The sequence below is a fragment of the Chryseobacterium sp. BIGb0232 genome (assembly GCF_024810195.1).
GTDB classification, from domain to species: Bacteria; Bacteroidota; Bacteroidia; order Flavobacteriales; family Weeksellaceae; genus Chryseobacterium; species Chryseobacterium pennae.
This window is the reverse complement of sequence record NZ_JANUEH010000007.1, coordinates 1-19,071: the sequence shown is the minus strand read 5'-3', so window position 1 is coordinate 19,071 and position 19,071 is coordinate 1. Positions and strand designations below refer to the sequence as shown.

Genomic DNA, 19,071 nt, shown 5'->3' with positions numbered 1-19,071 from the left:
GTGACTGTAAGGTTACTATTTTGAGTAGCAGCTTTGTGATAAAAAGCTAATGGAATATGTTCCAATTATTTTCTGAGCTCAAAAAAGTCACACCCTCTGACTCCCAGCTTATAGCACTATAATTTAAAAATTCCTCCATTACCAAAAACTAATAGAAAGTGTTTCAGTTATTTTGAAAACATGAATAACCCCCAGCCTCTGACTCCCAGCTTCCAGCACTATAATTTAAAAATTCCTCCATTACCAAAAGCTAATAGAAAGTGTTTCAGTTATTTTGAAAACGTGAATAACCCCCAGCCTCTGACTCCCAGCTTCCAGCCCCAATAATAAAGCAAAAACAGCTATACGACAGACTCTTCTTATTTTACCATTTTATTAATTATTTCTGTTTAAACATATATAAATCGTATTTTTATTTTAATATGGCCGTAAAATTCAGGTAATAGTGCACTGCTAAATTTGCTTTCAAAAAAAATGAAGAAAACTCTAGCTACGTTTGCTGTTTTTTTACTTCCCTTATATATTACAGCTCAGGAAATTAGCATCTCCGGAAATGTAAAATCTGAAAATGGCAGCAGTGTTTCAGGGGTAAATATTACCGATAAGAACACAGGAAAAACCGCTACAACAGATGAAAATGGGAATTTTACCATTTCTGCTAATCCTAAAGATATTCTTGAATTCTTTTCACCCGATTTTCCGGTTTATACTATGGAAGTTTCCTCAAAAAAACAATATTCTGTTGTTTTAAGGAAAACCAATGAAAAACAGATTGAAGGGGTAGTTATTACTGCTCTGGGAATCGCTAAGAAAAAAGAAAAGATCGGATATTCTACACAGGAGGTTGGAACTAAACAGTTTGAAACAATTACCACTCCAAGCATTGGAAATTTATTTTCAGGACAGGTAGCTGGTCTGAATGTTTCCAACCCTACGGGAATGCAACAGGCACCTCAGTTTACATTGAGAGGGAATTCCAATCTGGTATTTGTAATTGATGGAGTAATTGTAGAAAAGGAAGTTTTTCAGAATTTAGATCCTAATAATATTGAAAATATCAATGTACTGAAAGGGGCAACAGCATCTGCTCTGTATGGTTCAAGAGGAAGATACGGCGCCATTTTGATTACTACAAAAAATGCGAAGAAGAAAGGTTTCTCAGTAGAATTTTCTCAAAATACAATGATTACCGGAGGCTTTACCAATCTTCCAAAAACTCAGACCGAATATGGAAACGGTTCTCATGGAAAATATGAATTCTGGGATGGTGCTGACGGTGGCGTTAATGACGGAGATATGATCTGGGGACCAAAATTCGTCCCTGGCCTGCAGATTGCTCAATGGAACAGCCCCATCAGAGATAAAACAACCGGCCAGATTATCCCCTGGTATGGTGCAGTAACCGACACTCAGTATAATGATAAAGCAAGATACGAAAGAGTCCCAATCGACTGGAAATTCCATGATAACCTGGATACTTTTTTAAAGCCATCTATTATCAATAACAATAATTTTGCAATCAGTTATAGAAATAATAAAGATGTATATAGGTTTTCGGGGAACTTCATGAATTATGATGACAGAGTCCCTAATTCTTATCTGCAGAAATATGGAATCAATTTCTCATCTGAAAATCACTTGGGAGATAAACTCATCTTTGATACAAAATTCAACTACAATCAGGCTTTCACTCCTAACGTTCCCAATTACGAATATAACCCAAGCGGACACATGTATACTATCCTGATCTGGATGGGAGGTGACGTAGACGGCAGAGCTTTAAAGAATCACATGTGGGTTCCGGGAAAAGAAGGTGTAGCACAGGCTAACTGGAATTATGCATGGTACAACAATCCGTGGTTCGGAGCTGAATATTATAAAAATCAAAACAGAACCAGCATCATTAATGCCCAAACAGGATTAGAATATAAGGCAACAAAGGATTTCTCTGTAAAAGGCAGAATTTCCCTGGTTGAAAATCATAGCAAAACCGAAATATTCAGCCCCTATTCTTATTTCAATTACAGCGCCCCAAGAAGTGGCGGATATATTGTAAAAGATCTGAAAACATGGAATCTGAACTATGATGTATTGGCAACTTACAAGAAAAAAATATCTGAGAATTTTGACTTTACAGTCAATGCCGGAGGTTCAACATTTTACTACAAAAACAATAACAATGAAACGTCTACTGATGGCTTAAAAGTTCCGGAACTCTACAACTTTGAAAACTCCATCGGAGCAATTAAAAAATATACTTACCTGAAGGAAAAGCTGATCTACAGTGTTTATTCTACGATTGATATTGGATTATACAATGCTTTCTTCATCAACTTTTCCGGACGTAATGACTGGTCTTCTACTCTGCCTAAGGCTAACAGATCTTACTTCTATCCTTCTGCATCCATCAGTGCAGTAATCTCCAATCTTGTTAAAATGCCGGAAGCAGTCAATATGCTGAAACTTTCCGCTTCATGGGCAAAAGTAGCCTATGATTTCCAGCCTTACTCGATCAAAAATTACTATGCGAATAATAAAGGGATCAGTTTTAACGGTAACCCAACCTATCTTTATCCTACCATCCTGAATATTGAAAACAGTTTAAAACCTGAACAGACAAAGTCTTACGAATTGGGATTAAGTGCCGGTTTATTCAAAAACAGGATTACTTTAGATGCTACTTACTTCAGAACTCTGGATTACAATAATATTCTCGAGTTCCCAAGTGCTGAATCATCAGGTTTCAGCTCTCAGTATGTGAATGGTAACGAATACACAACAAAAGGATTCGAAATTTCCCTGGGAATGGTTCCTATAAAGACTTCGGATTTCATGTGGAAGACGTTAATCAACTGGAGTACTTATGAGCAAAAGCTGACTTCTATTTATGATAACATGCCTAACTATAACAATATCAAGTTAGGAGAAAGAATGGACAGCTATTATGATTATACATGGCAGAAATCTCCGGACGGACATGTAATTCTCGATGCTAAATCAGGAATGCCAACCAGAGCTAATGCTCCAAGTAACCTGGGCCACTTCAATCCGGACTGGACTTTTGGTTTCAACAACACCTTCAAGTATAAAAAATTATCCTTGAACATCGGAATTGATGGAAGTATTGGCGGTATTATGAGATCTCAGGTGGTCGAAAAAATGTGGTGGGGAGGAAAACATCCGAATTCTGTAGCCTACAGAGATCTTGAATATGCTAAGCCGGGAACTTATTATTTTGTACCGGACGGGGTAAACTATAATCCGGAAACAGGTCTTTATACTTCACATACCAAACCTATCAGTTTCCAGGACTGGGCACAGAACTATCCTTACCAGGCAAGGGTTACGCAGGATGAAAGTAAAGAGTTTGCAAATGTTTTCGACAGAACTTTTATCAAGCTGAGATCAGTAGTTCTGGAATATGATTTCTCTTCTTTGCTTAATCCAAAAGGAATGATCAAAGGATTTACCGCCAATATTTCTGCTTATAATCTTGCAATGTGGAAAAAATCCAAAAATCTTTATTCTGATCCTGATTTCCAAATCAAAACAGGCAGAAAAGATGACATTACGAATGACATTCAGGATCCTTCCAGCAGATGGTTCGGAATCGGATTTAATCTTAAGTTTTAATTAAAAGTACGTCAATACAATGAAAAATAATATAAAGGTCAGAAGACTGATACAATCTGTATTCGCCGCAGGTCTCCTGACATTAGCTTCATGTGAATCTAATCTTGATAAGATCAATGACAACCCGAATGACCAGGCCAGTGTTGATCCAAAATATCTTTTAACCTATGCTGCCAAAGCTACCTTCCAGGTGGATGGTGACAACATGTATGCTTCCAGAATGATGATCGGTACAGACGGGGAAAATAAATACCAGTACATGAAATGGAACGAAACCTCTTTCGAAGTGTACTCTAAAGCGCTTTTGAACACTGTAAAAATGATGCAGGAAGCGGAGAAAATCAAGAATAAAAACTATGTGGCTATCGGTAAATTCTTAAGGGCCTATCATTTCTTTAATACAAGCTTAAAAGTGGGAAGTATTCCTTATTCTGAAGCTATAAAAGGAGAATCAGGAATTACACAGCCAAAGTATGACAGCCAGGATGTTGTAATGTCCGGAATTTTATCAGAATTAAAAGAAGCTAATGATCTGATCAATACCAATGATAAAATTGAAGGTGATATTGTCTTCAACGGTGATGTTTCAAAATGGAAAAAACTGATCAATTCATTCCGTCTGAAAATCCTGATCACATTATCTAAAAAAACAACAGTTGGAAGTTATAATATTGCAACAGAATTTGCATCTATTGCAGGGAGCCAGCCTTTGATGACTTCTATCTCAGACAATGGTGAACTTAAATTTGCAGATGCTGCAGACAGCCGCTATACAATGTTCAACAACAGTGGATATGGATCCAGCTTATATATGGCAGATTACTTCATTAATTTGTTTAAAGACAGACAGGATCCTCGTTTGTTTACTTTTGCAGCCCAAACTACCGGAGCTAAAGAAGCAGGAAAAGCAATTACAGATTTTACCGGATACAATGGAGGAGATCCTGTTTCTCCTTATTCTGATAATGCAAAATTGATCACGGCAAAAAATATCTCCAAAGTAAATGACCGTTTCTATAAAGATGCTACTAACGAACCATCTTCAATTTTGAGCTATTCTGAGCTGGAGTTTATCCTGGCAGAAGCAACCGCCAGAGGATGGATCTCGGGATCTGCAAAAAATCATTATGATAATGCCATCAAGGCAAGTTTCAGTTTCTATCAGACGTATGTGAAAAATCCGGGACAATATTTCACAGGTTTTAATGTGAACCAGTATCTGGCCACTCCTCTGGTCGTATACAATGATTCTGCACCATTACAGGAACAGGTAGAAAAAATCATCACTCAGAAATACATGACCATGTTCCATCAGTCACAATGGACTTCTTATTATGATTATTTGAGAACAGGATATCCCAATTACCCTTTAAAACCTGGTGTTCCCGCGCCTTTCAGATTCAGGTATCCTCAATCTGAATACAGCTATAACAGCACAAATTTAAAGGCTGCCCTTACAGCTCAGTATGGAGGAAATGATAATATCGACTCCAAACCCTGGTGGCTACAATAGAAATCTTATTTATTTTTATATCCAACAAAGAAATCGCAGGAAAATCCTATTAACTTGCGGTTTCTTTCTTATTACGATTGATCATGGACAGAAGAGAATTTTTAGAAAAATCAAGTATTTTATTAGCAGGATTAGGAACCTCCGGTATCTTACACCCTGCTATCATAAAGGCTTTAGCGATAGAACCGGCTGCACAGTCTACCTTTTATGACGCAGAACATGTTGTTATTCTGATGCAGGAGAACCGTTCGTTTGATCACGCCTTTGGAACTCTTAAAGGGGTTCGGGGATTTCTGGATAAAAGAACTTTCATCAAACAGGATGGGCACTCTGCTTTTTTCCAAAAGGAAAATACCGGAAAATATGCCGCTCCAGCCCGTCTGGATCTGAGAAATACCAAATCAACCTGGATGAGTTCACTGCCCCATTCATGGGAAAATCAGCAACTGGCATTCAATAAAGGGAAGTATGACCAATGGCTTCAGGCTAAAGCTTCAGGTAATGAAAATTATAAAAATATTCCTCTTACCCTGGGATACTACAATCGCGAAGACCTTCCGTTTTACTACCAGCTTGCGGATGCTTTTACCATATTTGACCAATATTTCTGCTCTTCAATGACAGGAACTACGCCTAACAGGCTTTTCCATTGGTCAGGAACTCTTAGAGAACAGCAAAACGGTAAATCTAAAGCAAATGTTGTAAATGATGATATTGATTATGATAAAGCCAGACAGGCAAAATGGAAAAGCTTCCCTGAAATTTTAGAGGAACAAAATGTATCGTGGCGTATTTATCAGAATGAAATAAGTCTTCCCAAAGGTTTATCCGGTGAGCAGGAAGCATGGCTGAGTAACTTTACAGATAATCCGATTGAATGGTTTTCAAAATATAATGTCAAATTTTCAAAAGGATATTATCAGCATATTCCTGACATGATTGCTTCCCTGAAACAGGAAATTCTGAAAAAGCCTGCTCAGAAAGAAAGGCTGGAAGAAATCATTGCAGAGCTTCAGGAAGATCAGGTAAAATATCATCCGGATAATTATTCAAAGCTTTCTCCAATGGAGAAAAACCTTCATGAAAAGGCTTTTACCACCAATTCAAATGATCCGGATTATCATAATCTGGAAATCGGAAAGGACGAAAACGGAGAAAGACTGGTTGTTCCCAAAGGGGATGTTCTGTTTCAGTTCCGTAAAGATGTGGAGGAGAAAAAGCTTCCGTTGGTTTCCTGGCTGATAGCCCCTGAACACTTCTCAGATCATCCCGGTTCACCATGGTATGGAGCGTGGTATATTTCTGAAGTTCTGAATATTCTGACCAAAGACCCGGAAATGTGGAAAAAAACGATCTTCATTATCAATTATGATGAAAATGACGGTTATTTCGACCACGTTATTCCTTTTGCTCCTCCGCTGAATCCAAGCCAGCCGGTTGATATCAACGGAAAAAGCGGTGTGGAATATGTGGATAAAGCCCAGGAATATATGTCTGATCCTACCTTAAAGGATTATGAAAAAGCAGAAGGAACAGTAGGGCTTGGCTACAGGGTTCCTATGCTTATTGCTTCTCCGTGGACGAAAGGTGGTTTTGTAAATTCTGAAGTCTCAGACCATACTTCTGTTCTACAGTTTCTCGAGAAATTCGTTATGAAGAAATTCAATAAAAATGTTCATGTAGACAATATCAGCGAATGGAGAAGAGCCGTTTGTGGTGATCTTATTTCCGCCTTTAATTCTCCTGATATCAAGGCTGCCCCGCAAATGGATTATCTGGATCAGAAAGATTATGCTAAAACCATTAATGCTGCCAAAAATAAGCCTGTTCCCCAACTAAAATGGTATTCTGAGAATGAACTGAAGAATGAATTACTGGAAATCCAGGAAAAAGGGTTGAAACCTTCTAACCCACTTCCTTATAACTTCCACGTAAATCTTGAAGATGGCAAGATTACAATGGTTAACTTAAAGGAAAATGGTGTTCCTCTTCATCTTTATGACAGAACCCAATTCAATAGCAGTCATTACTATTTTTCTTATGCATTATATTCCGGTCAGGAATTATCTCACTCTACTGTACAATCAGGAGGTTATGATTATGAAGTTTTCGGTCCAAACGGTTTCTTCCGGAAATTTAAAGGGAATGGAGTTTCGGAATCAGAGGTTATTTTAATTAATAATCCTTCAAAGGGTCAGATTGAACTGATTATCAAAAACGGTAATAAAAGAAATATTATTCTGGAAAATCTATATGAAAAAAATAAAAAAACAGGATCTATCCGGAAACAGGAGGAGAAAATAGTCATTGATCTTAATCGATTTAAAGGCTGGTATGATCTAAAAGTGACCCTAAACGAACATATCTGGCATTTTGCAGGAAGACTAGAAACAGGAAAGGTCTCTGTTTCAGATCCACACTGGGCATAAATTATTTTTCCTATAAAGCATTATAAATCCTGTACGTTTGTACAGGATTTTTTACAGATGAAAAGTGAAATATTTTTCAAAAATATTGCATTACGAAAGAAAAATAATCAACAATATAAAAATTATTATATATTTATTTCATAATTTGTTGATTTTTATTATTTTCACTTAACTAATATTAAGATCATGACTAAATTAAAATTAACTATTGCAATGTCTTTTATTGCAGCTGCTATATCCGGCAACTTAAGTGCTCAGGACACAAATACGGATGGCCATACAATTACTATTTCTATCCCTGAAGTTGCCCTGGTAGACATTGAACCTGCTGCTACGAAAAATATAACATTAGGATTCGCAGCCCCTACAGAAGCAGGAAACCCTGTTGTAGCAAGTGCCGCCAATAACACTTTATGGCTTAACTATTCTTCTATAAAATCTGTTGCAGATCCTACCCGTAACGTAAGTGTAAAGGTTAATGCTATCATTCCTGGAGTAGATATTCACGTAACTGCTGCTGCAGCTACTGGCTCAGGAGGTGGTACTTTGGGAACATCTGCAGGTCTTTTAACGTTAAGCGCTGCTGATCAGACTATTATTTCCGGTATCGGAAGTGCCTATACAGGAAATGGGGCAAATAACGGTCATAACCTGACTTATGCTCTTGCTGCAGGAAGTGGACCTGGCGGTGTTGCCGCTTATGCTGATCTTCAGGCAACAGCAACTACTGTAGCTACTGTTACCTATACAATATCAGATAACTAGTATTTAAATAAAATTCAATTCTATATTTCAAAGACAAGAAGAAATTGGATCTCAGTTTCTTCCTGTTTTTGTATGATTAATTATAAAACTCCCCACCTACATAATGATAAAGCGTATTCTTTTTTTAATCACTATGATTTTGCAGTTCAGTATTTTACATGCCGGCATTGTGGTTCTTAACGGGCTTACGCATTCCTATAAAGTAGAAAACGGACAAGTTTACAAAGGAAAAATAGCCATTGAAAATACAGGGGCCAATCCTCAGAATGTAAAATTATTTTTACAGGATTTTACTTATCACGCTGACGGAACGATTAATTACGCGGCATTGCATACCCAAAAAAGAACCAATGGCGACTGGATAAAACTCAATACAAATTTAGTAACACTGAAAGGTAAAGAAAAAACAGAAGTTTTTTATGAAATTACCATTCCCAATCAGGTAATAGATCCAGGCAGCTACTGGAGTGTGATCATTGTAGAACCTGTAGATGATATAAAACCCAGTGATAAACAGCCTGGAGTAAGCATCACCTCTGTTATACGGTATGCTATTCAGGTGATTACAGATTATGACACAGAAAAGGCCAAACCGGACCTTACATTCGAAAATATCAAAGTAGAAAAAGAAGAAGGAAAGCAAACTGTAAAAATTGCAATAGCCAATCATGGAAATCTTTATTGTAAGCCCACAGCATCTATTGAAATTTATAATCGTAAATCAGGAGAAAAGATAGGAACTTTTTCAAGTTTAACGATGGGATTGCTGCCTTCTACTTCCAAAACATTTTACATTGATATCAGTAAAGTACCCTCTGCTCAGTACAAGGCTACTGTAATAGCAACGGATGAAGATGAGAACGCATTTGCGCTCAATGTGGAATTAGAAGTAAAAAATGATTAAAACCTGGACACAATTTATTATTATATTATTCCCGCTATTTGCTTTTTCTCAACAGCAATCTCACCGATTGGCCAGTAAAAAAGATAGCTTAATGCCGGGGATGTCTACTTCTATTCCCTTTAGTCTTCAAAATAATTCATCTGAAAATAAAGTATATGATATTTCAGTTACCACTTCAAGTCCGCTTATCTCTCCCATCCTGGTAAAAGGAGAATCTCAGATCCCGCCCCATGAAGTTTCTGTATATCTTGTTCCTTTACGTATTTCAGCAGAAGCTACGCAAGGTAACTATTCTGTCATTTTAAATATGACTGATCGTTCCAATGGAATATCTCTTACAAAGGTTTCACAAATTACAGTTTCTGCAAATAGAAATCTTTCCCTTACCGTACTGGATTCACCTGAGTTTACAAGGTCAGGAGAAACCATTCATGCTTCTTTTCTTGTAAAAAATAATGGAAATGTAACGGAAAATCTTATTCTGGAAAGTAAAAATGCAGCCATTGATCATGCCTCCTCCATCATTCTGGGACCTAATGAATCCAAAGTGATTTCCATCTATAAAAAAACCAGTCCGGAACTGGGTCAAAATGAATTTCAAAATCTAAATCTTTCGGTATATTCTAAAGAAAACCCTAAAGAAAACCAGACTGCCTATATCAGTACTCAGGTTATATCTGTGAAGCCTGCCAATATGGATATATACCACAGGCTTCCTATTGCTGCTTCCCTATCCTTTATCGGGATGAAGAATATGGGGATCTATCATGATGGTTTTCAGGGTGAGATTTATGGTAAAGGAAGTTTGGATAAGGAAAATAAAAATCAGATTGAATTTCATGCTGTCACACATAATCCAATAGAGCTAAATACTTTCACTCAGTATGAGGAGTATTTTGTGAATTATAAAAGAGATAATTTATTCATTCATTTGGGTGATAAAACATATTCTTCCTCGTACTTAACTGAATTTGCAAGATATGGCCGTGGCGCAGAAATCCGGTATGATTTTAATAAGGTAAGTCTGGGTGGTTTTTATAATCATCCCCGATTTTTCAGAGATATTAAAGATGAATTTAATATCTACTCAGCATTTAAAATCCGCAAGGAGTCTGAAATTTCAGTCGGATATCTTTACAAAACTCCTATAACGGAAAACGTTGATTTTGGAAGCACAAGATTAGACACTGAAGCTCACCTACCTTATACTAAAGGAAAATTTAAAATTTCGAAGAATATCAACCTTTCCGGGGAATTTGCTTACAGTACAACCAAGAAAAATGAGGGAACAGCTTATATGGCACAGGCTGAAATCAATTTTACAAAGTTCAACGGGAATTTGATGTATATGAAAGCAAGCCCTGAATTTGCCGGTTACTTTACCAATACCAACACCTTCAGCGGAAGTATCCAGTACAAGCTATCGAAGAAGATCAATGTTTTTGCCAACTATATGCAGGATGCCAAAAATTTTCAGAGAGATACCTTATTTCTGGCCGCTCCCTACAGAAAATATTTCCAATATGGAATACAGTATAAATATCTGTCCAACGGTTTTATAATATTTAATAATGGATACCAAAAATATCAGGATCGTTTAGAACCTAAACAGTTTGATTATTATGAACGCTTTTTCAGAGTTTCTGTAGATCAGCGGATCGGGATATTTCAGATTAACGTTGAAGGACAATTCGGAAAAACGGATAATTATCTGACAGATTTCAGTGGGAATTCAAGTTTATACTCAGCCAATTTATCATTTGAAAAATTCAAAACCTCTTTCAGCCTTTTTGGGAGCTATGCCATCACTTCCAGATATCAATTACTAAATCAAAAACAATTCTATTACGGTGCAAGGGTTTTCAGTAAATTCTCTGATAAAACCAGTTTAAGTATATTTTATCAAAACAATTATATTCCCGAAGAATACTTTAAGGACCGGAATTTATTTGAGCTCCTGTTTCACCAGCAGTTATTTCCGGGAAATGAGCTTGATCTTTCGGGAAGATATGCATTACAAAGAGGGCAAATAGGAGACAAGGATTTCATATTCTCAATTCGGTATACATGGAGACCTAATATCCCCGTACAAAGAACAGCCGAGTATGTCTCGTTATCCGGAAATGTAAGTAATCTTGGTATCAAAAAAACGGAAGGGATAAGATTAATGATGGGCAGTTATTTATCTGTTACGGACAAAGAAGGAAATTATATTTTTAAAAACGTTATTCCTGGTAATTATTTCCTCGAAATAGACCGTTCTACCACAGAGATTAATGACATCCCGACAGTTATTCTTCCTGCAGCACTGCCTCTCAATAACAAAGAAAACATCTTTAACTTTGGGTTAACTACAGCAGCGAACATACAGGGATCTATTCAACTTTCTGAAACAGAAGAAAAAAATCAAACGGATATTGAAACATTCCAAGCTAAGAAAGGCAGAAACAAAAGAGAAAGCATCATTGTAGAAGCAATCAGCAATGAGCAGACCTATCGTAAAATTTGTTTTATAGGAGAAGATTTTGATTTCACTTATCTGCGACCGGGAGAGTGGATTATCAAACTGTACAGAAATGGTCTTGACAAACGTTATAAAATTTCAAATGATAAATTTCAATTTACTTTAAACCCTTCAGAAACAAAAAAACTCAGCATCCAGATTGTTAAACAACAGATAGAAATTAAGTATCAGCAGGAATCCTTAAAAGTAGGATATAATCAAATAAAAAATAAGAAATGATTTTGAAACGCTCCTTATTATTAACTTCTTTTATTTTTTCTGGTTTATTGTATTCTCAGGCGAATGTGACTTTAACTTTACCTGTTGTGACCTTAATGGATGTAGAGCCAATAGGAAATATTACATTAAACTTTACAGCACCTACTGAAGCCGGAAACCCTATTGGTAATCCAACGCCAAATACCTCAAAATGGATTAACTATACTTCTGCTATTACTTCGGGAGGACTTACCAGGAGAATTACAGCAGCCATTAGTGGCACCCTCATTCAGGGAGTCAATATCAGACTGCAGGCAGCGGCAGCATCCGGAGCTGGTGGTGGCACCTTAGGAACTCCTTCTGCTCAGGTTACTCTTACCAATACACCTGTTACCATCATTAGTGGTATTGGAGGGGCTTATACTGGTAACGGAGCCAATAACGGGCATAGACTTACCATTTCCCTAGTTCCCAGTACCTATACAGATTTATCTGCACGGCCCAGTACAGCGCTTACCATTGTCTATACCATCACGGAGTAAAACCTGAACCATGAACATGAATAATCACTCTCTTAAAAAAATTATCTTAAAAAGATATTTATATATTTCTCTTTTAATAATCAGTTGCTATGTAAAGGGACAGGTAGTAAATGTCACCGGAAACTGGACTGCCAGTATACCTGCTATTACTGAAGCGGGTAATAACTATTCAGGAACTTATGATAATAGTGCCAATACTGCACCGAATCAAATAGTATTATCCGGTTCAATACCTGACTCCGTTATTAAATTACTTTCAAGTTCAGGAGCAAAAATCACGATGCGCTATGTTTCCAATCCCTGGCACAGTTCTCTGGGGCTTTCTGCCAAAAGAGTTGGTGGAACTGCCAGTATATCTGGTCTTTGTCTTGGTTGTACGGTTAATATTAATGGAGGTACTACCTATATACCCATATCATCGGCAACAGATGTCACCTTATCAACAATAACTTTCAGCGGGCTTTTAGGTATTGGTAATCACATCACATATTCAGGAATTGTAGTAAATACCCAGATATCCGGTGTTTCTGTTACAATTCCCGCCAGCACCTATAGTGCACGAGTAGTTTTCACGATAGTTGCCAACTGATGCAACAGATCATTGAGGATAATAACCTTAGAGTTTATCATTATATTAAAAAAATAACCCTTTCCAATATTCAGAAAGGGGTATTTTTTTAATATAGTCAAATTAGTGCTTCGCCCACCAAAGAGGCGTAAGTACAGCATCTTGTCCACCCAATAGCTGTACTGCTTTCGTATACCCGTCCTGATCGGTATTTCGGAAGGTACTTGGATATCTTAACCGTTGCGGAAAATTCTGAATAGAGTTTGTCATATAATTTCCTGAATTCAAGTTAGGTAAATTAACCAACGGCGTTTCTACCGCAGGATTTTCAAAGAAAGGTAATCCCAGTCTTCTTTGATCACTCCAGGATTCCAATGGAAGCCATGGCATATTGGCAATATACTTTTGGGTAATGATTTTCGTAAGCTTATCATTTTTCACCGACCCGTTTTTGTAAATAGTATTTACCGGATATTTAATATCAACAGAAACCATATTTCCTGTGGAAGGATCTTTATAATTCATGGTATGGAAGGTTCCCGGTTCTGTAATGTGAGTATAAGCAACAGAAGTTCCATCACGATTATAATCCGTTGAGGTAATATACTGAGTATAAAATTGGGATACTCCATTATAGGCAAAGCTATCCTGGATTCCTTTATTATAGGCTGCATCATCACTCATTGGAACTGCCCATCCTTTCAGTGCCGCTTCAGCCATCAGGAAATAAGTTTCCCAGCTTGCAAAGAAAATTCTAAAGTTTTTACCTTCTCTATATTGCTTTCCTAAAGCCGGCATGCATCCAATAACTCCTCTTAGCCCATTTCTCTGGCCTTTTACTCCCCAGCTCCCTATTGTCGTCGTATTCCAGGTATTTACCGTATTGATTGTTAGTTTAGAACCGTTGGCAAATGTAAGATCTCCACTATTAGTAGAAGCTTGATTGGTATACGTGGGATAAAGGGAATAAATTGGATTGTTGAAGTCACCTGGAATATAGAATGTTTTATAAGCTCTCGGATCTATTTTGTTTGGAAGCCCATCCAGCCAATATCCGGCACTTGGGTCATTGGTCATTGTGGAGAATTGTTCATCATATCTTATACCAATATAATCAGCATTTTTCACAGCTGTATGCTGTGCAGCCGGTAATTGATCTGTAGAGTTAATTCCCCCTAAACCGATATACATATTATTAAGAGTAGCTGATAAAATCTGTGAATTCCATTCCCTGGACATTACCCCTGATAAAGGATTCCATCCGGTATCTTCTTTAACTTTAAAATTATCATCACTGGTACTGATGAACATATTAGAATTTGCTGCCGCCTCAAACTCTGTTTTTGCTTTCGCCGGATCTACTTCTGAAATTCTCATGGCAACTCTCATTCTCAAGGAATTGGCATACTTTACCCATTGCCCCCATTTAAATCCATATACCATATCATAAGCATTTGGATTGGAAGGAACAGGTTGGTTTACATCCAGTTTAGCTACTGCATCTTTTAGTTCATCTAATATAAAATAGTAAACCTCTTTTTCAGAATTAAACCCAGGATTTACTCCTTTAAATGCCTGAATAGGCTGTGGTCCAAAATTATCAGAAAACTCACTCATTAAATAAGCTCTCCAAATTCTGGCCACCTGAATAAGATTATCATAGTGAGGCTTGCCCTGACCTATTGCTTTCTTTTCATTGGCAATTTCAATAGTTGCATTGGCATTATTTAACCATTCTGAAATTCCCTTCCAGTATTCTACAGTCCAGGAATCATCATATGATCCACCTGCTATTCCTGTTGTCAGATGTTGTCTCGCTGCAGTTTTCCAATAAAGGACAAAAGTACGTTCTGCAATATTGGGATCCTGTTGAGCTCCTAAAATAGAATTGTTTAAAAAATACTCTGGTTCTGCCTTATTAATATCTACGGAAAACGGATCATTATTGATGTCTTCAAAATCATTACATGATGTACAGATTACAGCTAATGCAATGAGGGATAAAATATATTTTTTCATAATGTTATTATTGATGTTAAAAGCCTAATGTAATCGAAAATAAGTAAGATCTTGTAGTAGGGAATGCCAGATTTTCAAATCCTACAGCATTAGAATTGATCGCAAATACAGATTCAGGATCTATTCCTTTCGCCTTACTGTAGATCATCCATACATTATTTGCTGTAAAGGAAACTTTGGCACTTTGCAATGCAAGCTTTTGAAAAATGCTTTTAGGGAAATTATAAGACACCTGAATATTTCTTAACCTGATATTGGTGGCATCGTAAATATTCTGTTCTGTAATTCCTAAGTTTCCAATCGTCACGGCTGTCCAGTAATCCTGCTGTGTAATCTCTTTTGTATTACCTGTATACACTCCGTTTTCCTGTACTACTGCGTCAAGAACAAAATTATCTCTTCTTCCTCCAGGAGCTGTGTCAGAAGCAAGCCCAACTTTCTGTAATGCCGATTGGGTAGACGAATAGAATTTTCCTCCGATTCTTCCGTCAATAAGGAACGAAACTCCGAAATTCTTATATACAAAACTATTGGTAATTCCAAACAAAGCTCTCGGTGTCTGATCACCTAAATAATATTGTTCAGCAGTAGCCCTAGGTAAACCATTTAGATCTACAATAAGTTTTCCATAGTGAGGGCTGTTGGGATCTTCTACTCTTAAAAACTTTGTCCCATAAATAGACCCATAAGGTTGACCTACTTCTGCAAAAAAACCAACATTATCAAAACCTCCCAAAGGATATTTTACAACTTCTCCGTCAATCCGGTCAATCACACTCTTTAATTTAGAAAAGTTTGCATTTACGTTCCATGTAAAATTCTCCTTTTTAAAAATATCTGTATTGACAACGATTTCAATTCCGCTATTACTAAGCCCTCCCGAACTTATTTTCTTGTACTCATATCCGGAAAGTGGATTCATAGGTAAATCTATTAATTGATTCGTGGCAGTATTTCTGAAATAACTTACGTCTAACGAAACTCTGTTGAAGAATTTAAGATCTGCTCCCACTTCAAACGTTTTAAGCTTTTCAGCATGTAGATTAGGATCATAAAGAATTTTCTTACGGCCTAGAATAGCATGACCACTTGGATCTGCCCCAAGCTTATAGGTATTATACAACTCGTAAGGATTCAGAGAATTTCCGGTTACCGCATAAGCTGCACGAAGCTTCGCAAAAGTTAATACTTTAGAAGTAGTTCCATTCAACTTATTCAACATTTCAGTTAAGACCAAAGAGGTACTGATAGAAGGATAAAAATAAGATCTGTTTTCAAGAATAAGTGTAGAAGACCAATCATTCCTTGCTGTTGCATTGATAAACCAATACCCATCATAATTAATTTCTGCAGAGGCAAACACAGAGTTGATCTTCTTCCAGAAATCGATCTCGTTATTAGCAATACCCGCAATATCACTTGTATTATTTACACTAAATACATTGGGTACAATTAGATTTTGGGTACTGAAATACATGGCTTTTGTTCTGCTTTCCATCATTTGTCCATAGACTGAAAGTGATCCTCCCCATTTCCCAAATAAATTATCTTTTTTGGCTGTAAGACTTGCTATATAATTATTCTCATAAAACTTTTCTTCACTGGTTGCATAAGAATTTCTTCTTGAAGATCCAGTCCAGACTCTTGCATCTGCATTTAAAGCATAGAAATCTGTACCTACTCTTACATCTCCACTTAGCCAATCATTAAATTGATACTTGAGATATCCATTCAAAAGGAAACGATCCTTCTTATCTGCATTAAGGCTGTTATAGGCAGACCAATAAGGATTGATTCCATTAGGAGTAATCCAGCGCGACTTTATATCATTTTGAGTTTGCCCTTCCCGATAATCCCTTATATCAATATTTTGGGGCATGAGAAGAATATTAGGATAATAATTACCTTCTCCTTTACCTCCTGAAGGTCTGTTATTGGCTTTTGTGCTTATGTATTGAACCTTTACTTCAGAAGTCCATCTTTTATTCACTCCAAAATTTGAGTTCATTTTAGCCATAAAATTGAATCTCTCAAATGTAGAGTTAGGAACCTGGCTGTTATCATTTAAATAATTAGCTGAAGTATATAAGCTGGTACCTTCTCCCAAATTTTCCTGAAAACTTAACGTGTGTTGTGAGCTTATTCCTGTCTTAAAGAAATTTTTCAGATTATCATAACTTTTCATATTGGCTCCTTCCAAAGCAGGCCCCCAAGAACTGGAATTATCACTAGTTGCAGAATTTACTACCCCATTCAGCCCTAAACCAAAACTATGCTGCATATCAGGCTTCATAAAAAGAGTTTCAAAGCCTAAACTTGTAGAGTAAGTAATCCCTAGTCCTCCTTTTCTCTTCCCGGTTTTGGTAGTGATCAGGATAACCCCGTTCCCCCCTCTGGATCCATACAATGCAGAAGCTGCACCTCCTTTAAGAACAGAGATACTCTCTATATCATCCGCATTAATATCAGCTAATCCATTTCCCATATCTAAATCCGGATTCCAGAAATCATTATTATAGTAACCATCATTCTGCTTGGCTTTTGAACCCGCACTATTACTCAATGGTACACCGTCAACAACAATAAGAGGCTGATTATCTCCTTTAAGCGAATTAAACCCTCTAAGATTTATCTTTGATGAAGAAGCAGGTCCAAAACCTCCTTTTACAACTTGAAGCCCCGCGACTTTACCAGCTAAAGCATTGGTCACATTAGTTTCTTTGGCATCAACCAGTGTTTGACCTTTAACATCCTGGAAAGAATATCCCAAGCTCTTTTTTTCCTTTTTAACTCCGTAGGCTGTTACAACAACTTCATCAATTTTCCCAACTTTAGTGGAGTCTGTATTTTGTGCAGACAATTCAGTAAAGCAGAAGAATAAAGCTGAAAGAAGCCCCACCTTAATTATTGTTTTATTCATAATTATATTTAATATTTTGCAATCAAATATAATATTTTAGCAGTATTTAACAACACACTAATAAAAAACAAGCGTAAAATTCAAAAATATCATTGAAACAATGAAAGTTATGATATTATAAATTAAAAAAGAATTACAATTTTAATAGAAATACAAAATTTTTGAATGAAAAAATGTTTACCAACGATGTGCAAAGAAATAAATAAAAGAATTTGATGAGTATTTTAAAAAATAGGTAATTTCTGTACAATCACCAATGAAGAATAGATGTGGAGACTTTAGTTCACAAGTAATCCTTAGGCATCCTGTAGAGATCAAAGACGTTGAAGATCTGCTACATTGTAACTTTCTTGCAACTCATTAAAATGAATATTATTTACAGGGTATAATCCTTACAGGATGACAGAATACGGTAATACAGACGAGTCCAATGATATCAGAAATAGAACTTGATAAAAAGAAAGGATGGAGGGATAAAAGTAAAAAGAAAATAAGCAGCAGGGATTCTACAGGCTCAGCATTCAATAGAAACGGGCTTTAGCCAAAACATAGATAATAGATAATACTCAATACTTATTGCTTATCACCCATTGTATTGGGGTATTGGGGTATTGGGGTATTGGGGTATTGGGGTATTGGAGTCTCTGAGTATTTTGATCCCTGAGTATAGAGCAAAAAAAAATCCTTTATCTTTCGATAAAGGATTTTTAAAAATAAAATAAAAACTGGCGGCGGCCTACTCTCCCGCGTTAGCAGTACCATCGGCGCTGGTGGGCTTAACTTCTGTGTTCGGAATGGGAACAGGTGAGCCCCACCGCTAAAACCACCCTAAAGGTTGTATATAAGGTTGCAGCTCATAGGTAAAAGGTTGCAGGTTTTCCCTGCTTCCTAATAGCTAACATCTGCTACCTGGTTTATTTTCGATAAAAACTTTCACAAAGAGCTAACCTTGCTGCACTTCCGTGCGCCATATCAGGCTATAAATCTACGGGTAATTAGTACTACTCGGCTATGACATTACTGTCTTTACACCTGTAGCCTATCAACGTCGTCATC

10 protein-coding genes and 1 rRNA gene are annotated in these 19,071 nt (G+C 36.8%); 8 read left to right on the top strand and 3 right to left on the bottom strand.

Annotated features, from left to right (window positions below; genetic code table 11):
- Positions 1–474 precede the first annotated feature (474 nt).
- The 8 genes from M2372_RS15875 (at position 475) to M2372_RS15840 (ending at position 13,097) form a co-directional block, all read left to right on the top strand.
- Complete coding sequence (locus M2372_RS15875) at positions 475–3,633, top strand: SusC/RagA family TonB-linked outer membrane protein (protein WP_123320971.1); 3,159 nt, start codon at positions 475–477, stop codon at positions 3,631–3,633.
- A gap of 19 nt (positions 3,634–3,652) precedes the next feature.
- Positions 3,653–5,146: a SusD/RagB family nutrient-binding outer membrane lipoprotein gene (locus M2372_RS15870; RefSeq protein ID WP_123320972.1), complete on the top strand. Its 1,494-nt coding sequence runs from the start codon at positions 3,653–3,655 to the stop codon at positions 5,144–5,146.
- Between the two features lie 83 nt (positions 5,147–5,229).
- Complete coding sequence (locus tag M2372_RS15865) at positions 5,230–7,575, top strand: phosphocholine-specific phospholipase C (RefSeq protein WP_123320973.1); 2,346 nt, start codon at positions 5,230–5,232, stop codon at positions 7,573–7,575.
- 186 nt (positions 7,576–7,761) lie between these two features.
- Positions 7,762–8,340, top strand: a complete 579-nt coding sequence (locus M2372_RS15860; RefSeq protein ID WP_123320974.1) for a hypothetical protein — start codon at positions 7,762–7,764, stop codon at positions 8,338–8,340.
- A 103-nt stretch (positions 8,341–8,443) separates the two neighbouring features.
- Entirely contained in the window at positions 8,444–9,244 is an 801-nt protein-coding gene (locus M2372_RS15855) for a WxL protein host-binding domain-containing protein (protein WP_123320975.1), read from the top strand.
- On the top strand, positions 9,237–11,987 hold the full coding sequence (locus tag M2372_RS15850; protein WP_123320976.1) for a hypothetical protein: 2,751 nt from the start codon (positions 9,237–9,239) through the stop codon (positions 11,985–11,987). The genes M2372_RS15855 and M2372_RS15850 overlap by 8 nt, the downstream gene beginning before the upstream one ends.
- A complete protein-coding gene (locus M2372_RS15845; RefSeq protein ID WP_123320977.1) occupies positions 11,984–12,508 on the top strand; it encodes a hypothetical protein in 525 nt (174 codons plus the stop codon). The genes M2372_RS15850 and M2372_RS15845 overlap by 4 nt, the downstream gene beginning before the upstream one ends.
- A 10-nt stretch (positions 12,509–12,518) precedes the next feature.
- Positions 12,519–13,097 carry a hypothetical protein gene (locus M2372_RS15840; protein WP_123320978.1) on the top strand — a complete coding sequence of 193 codons (579 nt, stop codon included), beginning with the start codon at positions 12,519–12,521 and terminating at the stop codon, positions 13,095–13,097.
- A gap of 102 nt (positions 13,098–13,199) precedes the next feature.
- Here M2372_RS15840 and M2372_RS15835 read toward each other — a convergent pair whose 3' ends face one another.
- From M2372_RS15835 to rrf, 3 genes are all read right to left on the bottom strand, one after another.
- Positions 13,200–15,095: a SusD/RagB family nutrient-binding outer membrane lipoprotein gene (locus M2372_RS15835; RefSeq protein WP_123320979.1), complete on the bottom strand. Its 1,896-nt coding sequence runs from the start codon at positions 15,093–15,095 to the stop codon at positions 13,200–13,202.
- Positions 15,096–15,111: 16 nt separating this feature from the next.
- Positions 15,112–18,015: a SusC/RagA family TonB-linked outer membrane protein gene (locus M2372_RS15830; RefSeq protein ID WP_123320980.1), complete on the bottom strand. Its 2,904-nt coding sequence runs from the start codon at positions 18,013–18,015 to the stop codon at positions 15,112–15,114.
- A 723-nt stretch (positions 18,016–18,738) separates the two neighbouring features.
- Positions 18,739–18,846, bottom strand: a 5S ribosomal RNA gene (rrf, locus tag M2372_RS15825).
- Between the last annotated feature and the right edge of the window lie 225 nt (positions 18,847–19,071).